Origin of the sequence: Phenylobacterium conjunctum, from assembly GCF_042679085.1 — a bacterium.
Classification (GTDB): domain Bacteria; phylum Pseudomonadota; class Alphaproteobacteria; order Caulobacterales; family Caulobacteraceae; genus Phenylobacterium; species Phenylobacterium conjunctum.
The window spans coordinates 1-14,428 of the sequence record NZ_JBHTLQ010000007.1 but is presented as its reverse complement, the minus strand read 5'-3'; the positions used below and the strand labels follow the sequence as shown (position 1 = coordinate 14,428).

Below are 14,428 nucleotides of genomic sequence, written 5' to 3'. Positions count from 1 at the left end.
AGCTAGGCCCGCGGCCGCCTGGGCACGGTGATGACCAGGGGCTCGGCCGGATAACGGCCCGCGGCCACCTCCGGCAGCAGTTCGATGAAGCGCTCGGGATAGATCCGCTCTGTCGCGACCGAGACCTCGTCCAGGGTCCACCAGCGCATATCGTCCACCAGGTCGACCTCGTGGGCCTCCCAGCCCGCGCGGCTCGCCTCCCCGCCCGGACAACGCGCGACGACATAGCTCTCGCGGAACAGCACGGTCTCGCCGGTGGACAGGGCGCCGACCCCTTCGCGCAGCCACACCACCGGCCCGATCTCGATCTGGCGAAAGCCGGTCTCCTCGGCGATCTCGCGACGGACCGCCGCCTCAAGGGTCTCGCCCGGCTCGACGCCGCCCCCAACCGTGAACCAGGCCGCCGTCGCCTGGGGTCGGTTCGGCAGCCGGCCCTTCATCAACAGGATGCGGCCGGCGGGATCGAACAGAAGCACCCGGGCCGTCGGCCGGTGACGTAGCGAGGGATCGAACATCGCCGCAGGAAGCCTGGGCCAGACGGCGGAATCAAGCCGCTGGCGACTGGCGCATTCATGCTGAACTTTTTTCCACCGTGCGACGATTTGCACCGGCTCTTAAGTCTCGTGTGGGAAAAAGGCGGACGAAACAGGAGCCCGCCTTTTGCTCGCGCCCCAACGCCTGCTCGGATTCGCCTTCGCCAGCGCGGATCTGCTGATCGAGATTTCGCCGGCCGGCGTCATCACATTCGCGATCGGCGCGGCCGAGGCGATCTCGGGCACGCGCGACACCCAGGTGATCGGTCAGGCTTGGCGCGACTTCATCGACGAGCGCGACTGGCCCCTGCTGCAAGCCCTCTTCGACGGCCTCGGCCCCGGCCGCCGCGCCGGCCCGGTGGTTGTCAGCCTGGCCAATCATGGCGGGCCGGACCGCGCCGCCAGCCTCTCGGCCTTCTGCCTGCCCGATAACGAAGGCCTGGTCTCCTGCGCCCTGAGCCGGGCCGCGCCCAAGACCAGCCACGGCCTGCAGGACAAGGCGGCGTTCGAGGTCACCACCGCCAATCTCATCGAGGCCGCCCAGCAGAGCGGTCTGGAACTGGAACTCGCCCTGGTGGAGATGGAGGGCCTGTCCAGCCTTCGCCAGGACATGGACGAGCGCGCAGCCCAGGCGCTTGAGGAACGGCTCACCGGCATCCTTCTGGCCCAGAGCCACGGCGGCGGGGCCGCCGCCCGGCTGGGCGAAGACCGCTACGCCCTGATCCGCCAACAAGGCGAGACCGCCGACAGCCTGACCAAGCGCCTGCTGACCCTGCTGGCCCGGGCCGAGGCGCATGACGTCAAGCCGGTGGCCGCGACCAAGGCCCTCAACACCCATGACGCCGCGCCGGGCCAGGTCATCCGGGCCATCCGCTTCTCCCTGGACTCCTTCATTCGCGATGGCATGCCCGGCGTGCCGCCCGGCGACCTCGACGACGTGGTGGCCCAGTCGGTTCAGAAAACCCTGACCCGGATGGGCGACCTGCAGAAGGTCGTGCGCGCCGGTGATTTCCGGCTGATCTATCAACCCGTCGTGGACCTGAAGGCCGGCGGCGCCCTGCACCACCACGAGGTGCTGGTCCGCTTCGGCGACGACAGCCCCTTCCCGATGATCCGGCTGGCCGAGGAGCTGGACATGATCCAGGGCCTGGACCTGGCCATCCTCGAACGCGCGATCCGCGAGCTGAACGCCAATCCCGGCCTGAAGCTGGCGGTCAACATCTCCGGCCGGACCATCGTCAATCCCGACTTCATGGGCTCGGTCCGCCAGATGCTGGTCCGGCACCAGGCCATTCGCAAACGCCTGATGTTCGAGCTGACCGAGAGCGCCGCCATCGACGACCTCGGCCTCGCCGACCGGCACCTGCAGATGCTTCGGACCTCGGGCTGCCAGGTCTGCCTGGACGACTTCGGGTCGGGCGCCGCCTCGCTGGGCTATCTGCAGCACCTGACCCTGGACATCGTGAAGATCGACGGCCGCTTCATCCGCGAGATCGAGCACGGCGGCCGGCAATCGACCTTCCTGCGCCATCTGGTGCGCATGTGCGCCGAACTGGGGGTCAAGACCATCGCCGAGATGGTCGAGAGCGCCGCCGCCGAGGAGGTGGTCCGCGCCGCCGGGGTCGACTACGCCCAGGGCTGGCTCTACGGCGCCGGTTCAGAGACCCCGCAGCAGCCTGTCGGCCAGGGCTCGGTGGCCCCCCGGCGCCGGGCCGGCGCGCGGGAGACCTGGAGCTGAGCGCGGCCCCCGCCGCCTAAGCCTGCGCCGCGGTCCACTCCGCCAGGCGGCGCTCCAGCACCGTGAGCGGCATGGACCCGGACAGCAGGGCCGCGTCGTGCCACGCCTTCAGATCGAATTTCGGCCCCAGCTTGGCTTTTGATTCCGCACGCAACCGCGTCCAGACGGTATGGCCGACCTTGTAGCTGCAGGCCTGGCCGGGCGAGACACAGTAGCGTTCCACCTCGCGCTGGGCGCGGGTGCGCGGATAGCCGGTGACGCTGACCATGTAGTCGGTGGCCTTTTCCCGGCTCCATCGCTTGGCGTGGATGCCGGTGTCGATCACCAGGCGTGAGGCTCGGAACAGCAGGGACTGCAGGTAGCCCGCCTGGCCCAGCGGATCGCCCTGATAGACGCCGATCTCGTCGGCCAACTGTTCGGCGTAGAGCGCCCAGCCCTCGGAGAAGGCCGAAAAGCTGCCCCCGGTGCGCCGGATGATCGGAATGCGAGTGCTCTCCTGGGCCAGGGCGATCTGCAGGTGATGGCCCGGCACCGCCTCGTGATAGACCAGGGTCGGCAGGTTGTACTTCGGCCAGTCGTGCGTCTCCTTCAGGTTGATGAAGAAGTTGGCCGGGCGCGAGCCATCCAGGGCCGCGCCCTGGTAGTAGCCGTTGGACGCCCCGTCCTGGATGAAGACCGGCACCCGCTTCACCTCGACCTTGGCCTTGGGCAGGGTGGCGAAGGCCAGGGGAAGCTTCTTGTAGATCTCGCCGATCTGGACGTTCAGCGCCGCCAGCAGGTCGGCCCGCCCCTCGTCGGTGTTGGCGTAGAGTTGGTCGGGGCGGTTGTTCAGGGCCGTCAGGCGCTCGGCCACCGTGCCCTTGCTCATGCCCTGGGCCTTGAGGATCGCATCGATACGGCCCGTGATCTCGGCCACCTGGTCGAGGCCCATCTGATGGATCTCGTCGGCGGTTATCTCGGTGGTGGTCGAGGCGCGCAGGGCGTCCTGGTAGTAGGCCGCGCCATTCTCGATCTTCCAGATGCCGGCGTCGCTGGTCGCCCTGGCGCGGACCGCCTGCAAGGCGGCGATCTGGCGATCAAGGGCGGGGAAGATCTCCTGCGCCACGATCGCCGCCGCCGGGCCGGCGTAGTCGGCTGTCAGGCCCGCGGCCTTGGCCTTGCCGACCAGGGAGGTGACCATGACCGTCTTCTCAGGGGCCTGGTCGCGCAGGGCCTTCAGCTGGGCAAGGGTCAGGTCGCAGGTGAAGTCGGGCGGCACGACGCCGGCCGCGACATCGGACTTCATCCGGTCCAGGTCCTGGTCCAGGGCCTTGCCGAAGGCGTGCAACCGCGACAGCCAGGCGTCGGCGTCCGCAGACGTCGCCACCCGATGCTGGTTGTCCATGAAGTCGGGGACCGACTGATAGACCCCATTCTGCTGGCTGATCACATAGGGGCTGAACCGACCGCCGGCCGAGCCGAAGCTGTAGCGGTCGCCAGCGTTCAGGGCGTTGGTGTTCTGGTAGAGCACAACGTCGAGGTCGACCTTGCCGGCGCTAGACAGGGCGTTTCTGTCGATGGCCTTCAGCGCGGCGACCCTGGCCCGCACCGCCTCCAGGCGCTTGGCCCGGCCGGCGGCGGAGTTGTCGTCCAGCTGGCCCTTCAGGGCGGCGCGTGCGCCCTTGTCCATGCCCAGACCCGTGGCCCGCTGCGGGCTTTCATCCACCTGGTCCTCGAACATCTTGTCGAGCAGCGTTCTCAGCTTCGCGTCCTCGGCGCCCTGGGCCAGGGCCGGGGTCGCAACGAGAACCGCCGCGCCGGCGGAGGTCAGAAGAAAGCCGCGACGATCAAGAGTGTTCATGAAATCAATGCCCTGACTAAGCCCAGCCCATCACCGCCCGCCCGTGAGGCCAAGGGGTCGACTGCAATGGCGCCGAGGCTAGGCAGGCCCAGGCGGCGGCGACAAGCACGAGGCCTGATTGCGAACATTAAATCCGTGTAATGGGGACGGATCGCCGCAGGACCGGACCCCTCGGCCTTGTGATTGGCCTGGATAACGGTTTCGTCGCATACGGCCCCTAGTCTTAAGCGACGCACGACCATCTCGATTACCGGACACGCCTTGACGGACCTGACTTCGCCGCCCGCCCGCCCCGAGAGCCTGAAGCGCGACTGGAGCCGTCTCCTCGCGCCCTATCGGAAATCCTCCACCGGCCGCAGCCTGTTCGAGCTGGCTCTCACGGCGGCCATCTTCATCGCCACCTGGGGCGTCGCCTGGCTGGCCTTCAAGGCCGGCTGGTGGCCGGTGGCCCTGCTGCTCACCCTGCCCGCCGGGGTGTTCCTGGTGCGGCTGTTCATGATCCAGCACGACTGCGGTCATGGCTCCTTCTTCGAGGCCCGCGCCGCCAATGACTGGGTCGGCCGCGCCATCGGGGTCCTGACCCTGACCCCTTACGACTACTGGCGGCGCACCCACGCCATGCACCACGCCACCTCCGGCAACCTGGACCGCCGGGGCCTGGGCGTGATCGAGATGCTGACGGTTGAGGAATACCTCGCCCTGCCGCCGCTGCGTCGCCTTGGCTACCGGCTCTATCGCCATCCGCTGGTGATGTTCGGCCTAGGCCCGGCCTTCGTCTTCCTGCTGCAACAGCGCGTACCGATCGGCATGATGAAGGAGTGGCGGACCTGGGTCTCGACCCTGGGCAACGGCCTCGCCGCCGCGGCCGGCATCGGCCTGCTGATCTGGCTGGTCGGCCTGACCCCGGTCCTGGTGGTCAACACCCTGACCCTGCTGATCGCCGCGACCATCGGCGTGTGGCTGTTCTATGTGCAGCACCAGTTCGAGGGCGTGTCCTGGGCCCGCAACGGCGAATGGAAGCGCGACGAGGCCGCCCTGCTCGGCAGCTCGCACTATGACCTGCCCCAGCCCCTGCGCTGGCTGACCGCCAACATCGGCATCCACCACGTGCACCACCTGTCGGCGCGCATCCCCTTCTACCGGCTCAACGACGTCCTGAAGGACAATCCGGAGCTGAAGTCGGTCAGCCGGCTGGGCCTCAGGGAAAGCTTCGCCTGCGTCCGGCTGGCCCTGTGGGACGAGGCCGGCCAGCGCCTGGTCTCCTTCCGCGAGCTGCGAAAGCGCCGCGCCGCCTGAGGAAATCGGGTGACGTTGCGTCACCTTTCCTCGCGTCACCGTTGACGAGGACCGCCTGCCCGACGCCAATTGTGTTCAACAAGAACACAACACGGGAGGCGGTCGTGAGCGCATGGACCATCGCTGACGTCTGGGAAGCCATCGCCGGCATGCAGCCGGACCATCCAGCCCTGATCCAGGGCGAGCGGGTGATCAGCTGGGGGCAGTTCGACGCCCGGGCCGACGCCCTGGCCGCCCACCTGATCGCCTCTGGCGTCGGCGGCGACGCCAAGCTCGCCGCCTATCTCTACAACGGGCCGGAATACCTGGAGGCCTATTACGCGGCCTTCAAGGCGGGCCTGGATCCGATCAACACCAACTACCGCTATGGCGGCGAGGAGCTGGTCTATCTCTTCGACAACGCCGACGCCGAGGTCGTGGTCTTCCACGCCGGCTTCAGCGCCACCATCGAGGCGATCAAGACCCGCCTGCCCAAGGTCAAGCTGTGGATCGCCGTGGCCGAACCCGGCCATCCGGTCCCGGCCTGGGCGCAGGACTATGACGCCATCGTCGCCAAGGTTCCGGCCCAGCGCCCGGTCAAGGCGCCCTGGGGCCGCTCGCCGGACGACATGCTGCTGCTCTACACCGGCGGCACCACCGGCATGCCCAAAGGCGTGATGTGGCGACAGGACGACCTGTTCAACGTCCTGGGCGCCGGCGGCAACGCGGCCCTGGGCATCCCGCCCGCGACCTCCATCGCCGAGCTCGTCGAGCGCATCCAGGGGCCTGACCACCTGCGCGCCATGATGATCACCTGCGCGCCGCTGATGCACGGCACCGGCCAGTTCTCCGCCTTCATCTCCCTGAACGGCGGCGGCACGGTCTGCACCCTGCCCTCGCGCAAGTTCGACGCTATCGAGCTGTGGAACGAGGTCGAGCGGTTGAAGGCCACCAACATCGTCATCGTCGGCCTGGCCTTCTCCACCCCGATGCTGGAGGCCCTGGACGCCAATCCGGGCCGCTGGGACCTGTCGAGCGTGCGCTCGATGAGCTCGTCCGGCTCCATGTGGAGCCAGGAGAACAAGCGCGGCCTGCTGGGCCACATCCCCGGCGCCATGATCGCTGACAGCTTCGGCTCCTCGGAAGCCGTGGGCCTGGGCGCCTCGGCCTCGGCGGCGGGGGCGGAAGCCCAGACCGCGGCCTTCATGCTGGGGCCGAACACCGCGGTGTTCACCGAGGACGGCCGCCGGGTCGAACCCGGCTCCGGCGAGCGAGGCCTGGTCGCCGTCTCGGGGTTCCTTCCGATGGGCTACTACAAGGACGAGGAGAAGAGCGCCAAGACCTTCAAGATCATGGAAGGCGTGCGCTGGTCGGTGCCCGGCGACTTCGCCGAGGTCAACACCGACGGGACCCTGAAGCTGCTGGGCCGCGGCTCCCAGTGCATCAACACCGGCGGCGAGAAAGTCTTCCCCGAAGAGGTCGAGGAAGCCCTGAAGACCCATGCCCGGGTCCGCGACGCGGTGGTGGTGGGCGTCCCCGATCCCCGCTTCGGCGAGCGCATCTGCGCGGTGGTGGAGCCCGACGGCTCAGCCGAGCTGTCCCTGGCCGAGATGTCGGATCACGTTCGGGCGCAACTGGCCCACTACAAGGCCCCGCGTGAGCTGGTCGTGGTCGACAGCATCGGCCGCGCCCCCAACGGCAAGGTCGACTACAAGGCCGTGAAGGCCCGGGCGCTCGCGGCGCTGGGGCTACAGGCCTAGCGTCCGCACGCAACTGATCCCCGCCAGCCCTGTGTGAAGCTTCCTTCTCCCCTTGCGGGAGAAGGTGGCCCTGCGGAGCAGGGTTGGATGAGGGGTCTCTCAGACCTCTCCGGGAAGGCCCTTAGTTACAATTGCGAACGGGGGTGTGCGACCCCTCATCCGTCGGGCTGCTCGCCCGACACCTTCTCCCGCAAGGGGAGAAGGAAACTCATCCAGCCGGATTACAGTTGAGGCCGGGGACTACCCCTTGGCCGCTTCGGCAGCGGCCTTGGCGGCGGCGGCCTCGGCTTGCGCCTGGGCCTGCCGCTCCTGCTTCTCGACCACCAGAGCCAGGCCCTTGATGATCTGGGCCCGTTCGTCCGGCCCCGCCTCGGAGCGGTGCAGCAGCTTCATCGAGGCCAGGTGCACCTGGACGCTCATGGGGTTGATCTTGCCGGTCTCGCTGGCCCGGTCGATCAGGTCGCACAGGGAGCGGGCCGCCTGGGCCAGGCTCTCGTCCGACAGCACCGCGCAAGCCGCGATGACGCGGGTCGAGGCGGTGTACATCTCCTCGATGTCGTAGTCGGCCTTGGCGGCGAGCGCCTCCATGGCGGCCATGGCGAGGTCGATCTCGCTCAGGCAGTCCTCGAGATGCTCCTCGATCACCGCCTGGCCGCGCTTCAACGCCTCGCCGACATACATGCCGCCCGACTGCTTGATCAGCGTCGCGAGCCGGGGCTTCACATGGTATTTCTTCACGACGCTCATAGCGCGGCCTTTTGTGCCTTGATCATGTTGTCGAGCTCTTCCTGGCTCATGTTCGGCTCCTGAGCCGCCCCGAGCTCGATGGGCTTGTCGTCCTTACGCCGGCCGTCCGGGAACTCCGCCGGCGGACCCAGCTGTTTGAAGCGCCGATCCGGGCCGATGAAGGTGTCGGCCTCGATGAACATCCGGCTGGCCTGGGCCACCCACAGGATGCGCTGCAGGATGATGGTCGGGGTGATCGGCTTGGCGATGATGAAGTTCGCGCCGCAGTCCCTCGCCTTCATCACGTGAGACTTGCGGGTGTGCGCGGTGATCACGATGGCCGGGGTCAGGCGGCCCTGGTCGCCGCCCTCGCGGCGCAGCCAATGGACGAATTCGTAGCCGTCCATCTCCGGCATGGCGCCGTCGGTGAGGATCAGGTCGAAGGTCTGCCGCTTGCAGATCTCCTTGGCCTCAAGGGCGCTGTTGCAGCGCACCTGCTCGCGCAGGCCGAAACTGGCCAGAACCCCGCACAGCAGGTCTAGCGCCTGCTGGTTGTCATCGATCACGAGGGCGGTCGCCTTCTCGAGATTGATCTTTGTGGAGGTCTGCATCGCCTGGTCCGGACGCGCGGACGTGGGCTCGCGCTGCTTTCCAGGCTTAGCCGTAGCTTTGTAAATTTCGGGTTCACCCCGGGGGCGGCGAGGCGGCCCTCGCCCGAAATGGGTCACTCTGAGACAATTGGTCGCCGCGCGTCCTTTGGGCTATGAGCGAAGGGTCAGTTCCACGGAGTCTCCATGCGCCCGATCGCCTACGCTCTGCTGTTCGCCACCCTGAGCGCCGCCCCGCTCTCCGCCCAGGCCGCTGGGCCGGACGCCGCTGTCGCCAAGCTGGTGGCCAGCCCCGCCTTCAAGACGGCGGCCAAAACCCTCGCCGACCAGCACGACCGCACGGTCGCCGATATCATCACCCTGACCGAGATCCCGGCTCCGCCGTTCAAGGAGGCCGAGCGCGGCAAGGCCCTGCTGGAGATGTGGAAGGCTGCGGGCCTGAGCGACGTGCAGATGGACGCCGAGGGCAATGTCACCGGCGTGCGCCCCGGCACCAAGACCAAGGGCAAGGGTCCCTATGTCGTGCTCGCCGCCCACCAGGACACGGTGTTTCCGGAGGGCACGAATGTGAAGGTCCGCCGCGAGGGGACCAAGTTGATGGCGCCGGGCATCGGCGACGACACCCGCTCGCTGGCCGTGGTGCTCGCCTATATGCGCGCCCTCGACGCCGCCAAGATCAAGACCAAGGCCGACATCCTGTTCGTCGCCAATGTCGGCGAAGAAGGCCCCGGTGACCTGCGCGGCACCCGGTTCCTGTTCAACAAGGGCCCCTACAAGGGCCGGATCAGCGCTTTCTTCTCCATGGATGGCACCGACCCCAGTCGGGTCGTGGACCGCGGCGTCGGCTCCAAGCGCTATCGCGTCACTTTCAAGGGCCCGGGCGGCCACAGCTATGGCGCCTTCGGGATCGTGAACCCCATGGCCGCCATGGCCAAGTCGGTGGTCGATCTCTACGCGATCCAGACGCCGGCGGATCCCAAGACCACCTATTCGGCCAGCGTGACGGGCGGTGGCACCTCGGTGAACTCCATCCCCAACGAGGTCTATATGGAGTTCGACATGCGCTCCGAGAGCGCCGCCGAACTGGCCAAGCTGGACCAGAAGCTGGTGAGCATCCTGGACGCCGCCGTGGCCGGCGAGAACGCCGCCCGCAACACCCGCTTCGGCAAGGTCAGCTACGACGCCAAGGTGATCGGCGAACGCCCGGCCGGCGCCACCGACCCGAAGAGCGACATCGTGCGCGTCACCCAGGCGGCGATCAGCGCCATCGGCTTCACGCCCGGGCATGAGGCCTCGTCCACCGACTCCAACGTGCCCATGAGCCTGGGCATTCCGGCCGTGACCATCGGCTCCGGCGGTACGGCCGGCCGGGCGCACGCCCTCGACGAATGGATCGACGTCGAGAAGGAAGCGAGCGTGAAGGGCATGCAGGTCGGCCTGGCCGCCCTGCTGGGCGTGGCAGGGGTCGACTAGGGCCCCACTGACTAGGTCGTCCCCGGAGGGTCATTCTCCTCTTGTGGGAGCGCTGCGAAATTCAGCGGGCCCCAAGAGGCGCCGTCATGGCCGGGCTTGTCCCGGCCACCCATGAACTCCGTGGCAGCGGATAGGGTGAGGCGGCGCCGCGGCGCCCAGACCTGAACCTCAGGCGCGTATAGGTGGCCGGGACAAGCCCGGCCATGACGCTCTGGAGGAGAAACACTTCACAACGTTTCCCTTGTGGGAGACGGATAAAGCTGGACCCGGCCAACCCAACCGCGGCCCGTCACTCGTCCTTCCGGACTAGTCTCGCTTGCGCGGCGGGCCCTTGAAGGGCTTGCCGCCCCCCTTCCCAGCGGGCTTGCCGAACGGCTTTCCAGCCGGCTTGCCCGCGGGCTTGCCGTCAGCCTTGTGCGGCGGCGGGCCCTTGCGGAAAGGCTTCTTCGGGCGATCTTCGCCGCCGGCCTCGCCATCGCGCTTCTTGAACGGCTTCTTGAAAGCCGGACGCTCACCGCCCTCGGCCCGCGCGCCGGGAGGCGACGAGGGCTCGATGCGGATGTCCTCGTCGGCGGTCGCGGCGATGGCGGCCAGGAACTTGGCCTCCACCGTGCGGGCGATCTCGAACTTGGTCTCGTTGTCGAAGATGCGGATCGAGCCGATGTCCGGCTTGGTCACGTGGCCCAGCCGGCAGATCAGCGGGATCAGCCATTTGGGATCGGCGTTGTTGCGACGGCCGACCGTAACCCGGAACCAGTTGACGTCCTCGGGCGCCAGGCGCGCCGGACGCCCGACGGGTTCCGACCGCTCAAAGCGATCCCCGCGCTCGGGGCGCTCGCCACGAGCCGGACGGTCGCTACGGCCGGGATGGCCGCTATCCCGCGGATCGTCGAACAGGTCCTCCGGCGACGGCAGTCGGGCGCGATAGAGCCGGATCAGGGCCGCGGCCACCGCCTCGGCGCTGCGGCTCTCCAGCACCTTGGCCGCCAGGGCCAGGTCTTCCTCGGCCGGCGCCTCCGCCAGGATCGGATCTTCCAGCAGCCGCACCTGGTCCTTGGCGCGGATGGAGTCGGCGCTGGGCGCCGGGCCCCACTCAGCCTCGATATGGGCGGCGTCCAGCAGGGACTCGGCCTTGCGGCGGCGGGTGTAGGGAACGATCAGCACCGAGACGCCCTTGCGCCCGGCCCGGCCGGTCCGGCCCGAACGGTGCAGCAGGCCCGCCTTGTTCACCGGCAGATCGGCGTGGATAACGAGGCCCAGGTCCGGCAGGTCGAGGCCGCGGGCGGCGACGTCGGTGGCGACGCAGACCCGGGCGTGGCCGTCGCGCAGGGCCTGCAGCGCATCGGTGCGCTCGCGCTGGCCCAGTTCACCCGAAAGGCCGACGACCGAGAAGCCGCGCTCGCGCAGGGCCGCATGCATGTGCCGCACGCCGTCACGGGTGTTGCAGAACACCAGGGCGCCCGGCGATTCAAAGAACCGCAGCACATTGACCACGGCGTGCTCGATCTCGTTCGGGGCCACGCGCATGGCGCGGTACTCGATATCCCCGTGCGGCTCATTGCGCTGGATGGTGTCGATCCGCAGGGCGTCGCGCTGGTAGCGGCGGGCCAGGGTGGCGATGTCGCGGGCGATGGTGGCTGAGAACAGCAGGGTCCGGCGGCCTTCCGGCGCGGAGTCCAGGATCTCCTCCAGGTCCTCGCGGAAGCCCATGTCGAGCATCTCGTCGGCCTCGTCGAGCACAACGACGCGCAGGGCCGAGGGATCGAGGTTGCCGCGCTCCAGGTGGTCCTTCAGGCGGCCGGGCGTGCCCACCACGATGTGGCAGCCGGCGGCCAGGCTGCGCTGCTCCCGACGGGGATCCATGCCGCCCACACAGGAGGCGACGACGGCGCCGGCCTCCTTGTAGAGCCAGGTCAGCTCGGCGTTGACCTGCAGGGCCAGCTCCCGGGTGGGCGCAATGACCAGGGCCAGCGGCGCGCCGGGCTTGCCCAGCGTGTCGCGATCCTCAAGCAGGGTGGGGCCGGCGGCCAGGCCGAAGGCGACGGTCTTGCCGGAGCCGGTCTGGGCCGAGACCAGCAGGTCGCGGCCGGCGGCGTCAGCGGCCAGGACGGCGGCCTGGACGGGCGTGGGCTCCGCATAGCCTTGCAGGGCGAGCGCACGCTCGAGGGCGGGATGGGTAGCGGGGAATGGCATGAAAGGTCCTTGCGCCCGCGACACACACAGAAAAGCGCGGGGCCGAGCCTAATGGGCCTTTGCGGGCGCGGGAGCAAGCTCAATCTCAGGCGTCGCAAAGACCCGCCACGATCGTCGACGCCGCGCGCGCGAACGGATCGGGGGCCAAAGGGTGCGCCGTCCCAGCTCCTGGCCTTAAGAAACGCCTTCGTTGCGGATCAGGCCGGCCATGGCGCGGCGCCATGTATCCCTGGGCTGCTCATAGGCGTCCATGACGACGGAGGTGATCCGCTCGGAGGTGATCTTGGTGATCTTGCGAACAGGATCGGCGGGCGGAGATTTCGCCTCGGTCAGCTGTTGATCAATAGTCTTCATGCCGTTCTCCGGAGCACTGCGGCTCGATCGGCCAGAAGAGGACCGAATCGATCCGGGCTACCTGCGACTGATCTTCCACTGCAGAGGTTAACCCATGATTCACAAGGGGGAATCCCCTCTCCGCAGATTACTACCCGAAATGAGCACACCCACTATGGGGTTGTTCACGCGGCCTTCTGCAGCTCCTGCTTCACTCGCTCCGCCAGCGTCTTGATGTCGATCGGCTTGGGCAGGAAGGAGATGTTGGTCTCGCCCTCGAGCAGGTTGGAGAACTCGGCCTCGGCGTAGCCGGAGATGAACATCACCGGCGCCTCACCCAGATAGATGCGGGCGGCTTTCAGCAGGTCCGGCCCCTGCATGCCGGGCATGACCACGTCGGAGATCATCAGGTCGATGGAGCCGGCATGTTCCTCGGCCAGTTCCAGGGCCTCTTCGCCGGAGGCCGCCTCGATCACCTCATAGCCGCGGGCGCGCAGCAGCTTGGCGGCGACGCCGCGCACCGCGTCCTCGTCCTCGACGAACAGGATGCGGCCGGCGCCGGACAGGTCGCGGGCCTGGGGCCGGGCGGGTTTGGCGGGGGCCGGGGCGACATCGGCCTGGGCCACAGGCACGTGCACCGGCAGGAAGATGCGGAAAGCCGCGCCCTCACCCGGCTTGGACGAGACCGAAATCCAGCCGTCGGACTGCTTGACGATGCCATAGACGGTGGCGAGACCCAGGCCCGTCCCCTCGCCCACCGGCTTGGTGGTGAAGAAGGGATCGAAGATCTTGTCCATCACCTCGGGCGCGATGCCCGGGCCGTCGTCGGACACCTCGATCAGGGCCTGCTCGCCCCGCGCCGACGGATAGCCCAGGGCGTGCGCCTCGGCCTCGGTCAGGCGCGCGGTGCGGATCGTCACGCGGGAGCCGCCAAAGGACCGCGCGGCGTCCCGGGCGTTGACCGCCAGGTTCATGACCGCCGTCTCCAGTTGGCCGCGGTCGGCGCGGACATGGGGCAGGTTGCGGCCGTATTCGGTGTCCAGCGAGACGTCCTCGTGCAGGACGCGGCGCAGCAGCACCTCGAACTCGCTGATCAGTTCGCCAAGGTCCAGGATCTCACGCTGGACAGTCTGCTTGCGCGAGAAGGCCAGCAGCTTGCGCACCAGGTCGGCGGCGCGGGTCGAGGTCTGGCGGATCTCGTTCAGCCCCTCATAGGAGGGATCGCCCACCGGGTGCCGCTGGGCCAGGACGTCCAGCTGCATGAAGATGGCGGTGAGCAGGTTGTTGAAGTCGTGGGCGACGCCGCCGGCCAACTGGCCGATGGCCTGCATCTTCTGGCTCTGGGCCAGCTGCAGTTCGATCTGCTTCTGCTCGGAGACGTCCACCAGATAAGCCACCCAGCGGCCCTCGCCGCGGGACAGGTACAGGTGGGCGATCTTGGTGGGGTCGTAGGCCAGCCGCACTTCCAGGGCCTGGCCCGCGAAGGCCTCGTCCTTGAGCCGCGCGGCGGCGTCGGCGCGGGAGGCCGGCTCGATCAGCCCGCCGAAGGCCGAGCCCAGGCCGCCATAACCCGGCGTGGCCGCCAGGGTCGGGTTGGCCTCGATGACCACGGCCTCGAACGGGTCTTCGCCGTCCAGCAGGGCGGCGCCGAAGGGCGAGGCGGCGGCGAAGGCGTCCAGCACCTTGGGCGGCGGCGGCTTGGCGCTGGTGAAGGCGGTCAGCACCTCGGCGGCGGCGCGCGACAAGGCCAGCTGGTCGGCCGGCGGACCGGCCAGACGCACGAGATAGCGACGCTCGCCCAGGGCGGCGACAGTCGCCTGATGCTCCACGCCCTGGGCGCGGATCGAGGCCTGGCCGAGGCCCTCGCGGCGGGCGGCGGTCAGGGCCGAGAACAGGCTGGAGGCCGAGGCGCCGGTCTTCGGCAGGCGCGCGGCGGCGCCCAGCAGAGA

Annotated in this window: 11 protein-coding genes; 4 read left to right on the top strand and 7 right to left on the bottom strand. The window is 68.7% G+C overall.

From position 1 onward, the window contains the following. Window positions 1–2 precede the first annotated feature (2 nt). Complete coding sequence (locus tag ACFQ27_RS04550) at window positions 3–515, bottom strand: NUDIX hydrolase (RefSeq protein WP_374345187.1); 513 nt, start codon at window positions 513–515, stop codon at window positions 3–5. Between the two features lie 145 nt (window positions 516–660). Between ACFQ27_RS04550 and ACFQ27_RS04545 the strand changes: the two genes are divergently transcribed. Beyond that, window positions 661–2,271 (top strand): EAL domain-containing protein, encoded by a 1,611-nt coding sequence (locus ACFQ27_RS04545; protein ID WP_377352768.1) that lies wholly within the window; start codon window positions 661–663, stop codon window positions 2,269–2,271. Between the two features lie 16 nt (window positions 2,272–2,287). Here ACFQ27_RS04545 and ACFQ27_RS04540 read toward each other — a convergent pair whose 3' ends face one another. Beyond that, on the bottom strand, window positions 2,288–4,111 hold the full coding sequence (locus tag ACFQ27_RS04540; protein ID WP_377352767.1) for a DUF885 domain-containing protein: 1,824 nt from the start codon (window positions 4,109–4,111) through the stop codon (window positions 2,288–2,290). A gap of 261 nt (window positions 4,112–4,372) precedes the next feature. Here ACFQ27_RS04540 and ACFQ27_RS04535 point away from each other — a divergent pair, with 261 nt between their 5' ends. Together ACFQ27_RS04535 and ACFQ27_RS04530 are read left to right on the top strand one after the other, a co-directional pair. Then, window positions 4,373–5,407 (top strand): fatty acid desaturase, encoded by a 1,035-nt coding sequence (locus ACFQ27_RS04535; RefSeq protein WP_374345190.1) that lies wholly within the window; start codon window positions 4,373–4,375, stop codon window positions 5,405–5,407. A gap of 104 nt (window positions 5,408–5,511) precedes the next feature. After that, complete coding sequence (locus tag ACFQ27_RS04530; protein WP_377352766.1) at window positions 5,512–7,146, top strand: AMP-binding protein; 1,635 nt, start codon at window positions 5,512–5,514, stop codon at window positions 7,144–7,146. A 240-nt stretch (window positions 7,147–7,386) separates the two neighbouring features. Here ACFQ27_RS04530 and ACFQ27_RS04525 read toward each other — a convergent pair whose 3' ends face one another. Continuing rightward, window positions 7,387–7,893, bottom strand: coding sequence for a hypothetical protein (locus tag ACFQ27_RS04525; protein WP_377352765.1), 507 nt, complete (start codon window positions 7,891–7,893; stop codon window positions 7,387–7,389). Further along, a complete protein-coding gene (locus tag ACFQ27_RS04520) occupies window positions 7,890–8,483 on the bottom strand; it encodes a response regulator (RefSeq protein ID WP_374345194.1) in 594 nt (197 codons plus the stop codon). Before ACFQ27_RS04520 ends, ACFQ27_RS04525 begins: the two co-directional genes overlap by 4 nt. 183 nt (window positions 8,484–8,666) lie before the next feature. Between ACFQ27_RS04520 and ACFQ27_RS04515 the strand changes: the two genes are divergently transcribed. Beyond that, entirely contained in the window at window positions 8,667–9,953 is a 1,287-nt protein-coding gene (locus ACFQ27_RS04515; RefSeq protein WP_374345195.1) for a M20/M25/M40 family metallo-hydrolase, read from the top strand. Window positions 9,954–10,259: 306 nt separating this feature from the next. On the opposite strand, the gene ACFQ27_RS04510 is transcribed toward ACFQ27_RS04515, so the two are convergent. The 3 genes from ACFQ27_RS04510 to ACFQ27_RS04500 form a co-directional block, all read right to left on the bottom strand. Next, the gene (locus ACFQ27_RS04510; protein WP_377352764.1) at window positions 10,260–12,146 is read right to left on the bottom strand and encodes a DEAD/DEAH box helicase; all 1,887 of its coding nucleotides are present in this window, start codon (window positions 12,144–12,146) and stop codon (window positions 10,260–10,262) included. A gap of 174 nt (window positions 12,147–12,320) precedes the next feature. After that, complete coding sequence (locus ACFQ27_RS04505) at window positions 12,321–12,500, bottom strand: hypothetical protein (protein ID WP_374345197.1); 180 nt, start codon at window positions 12,498–12,500, stop codon at window positions 12,321–12,323. Between the two features lie 164 nt (window positions 12,501–12,664). Further along, the coding region (locus ACFQ27_RS04500) for a hybrid sensor histidine kinase/response regulator (RefSeq protein WP_377352763.1) at window positions 12,665–14,428 on the bottom strand (1,764 nt) is incomplete at its 5' end.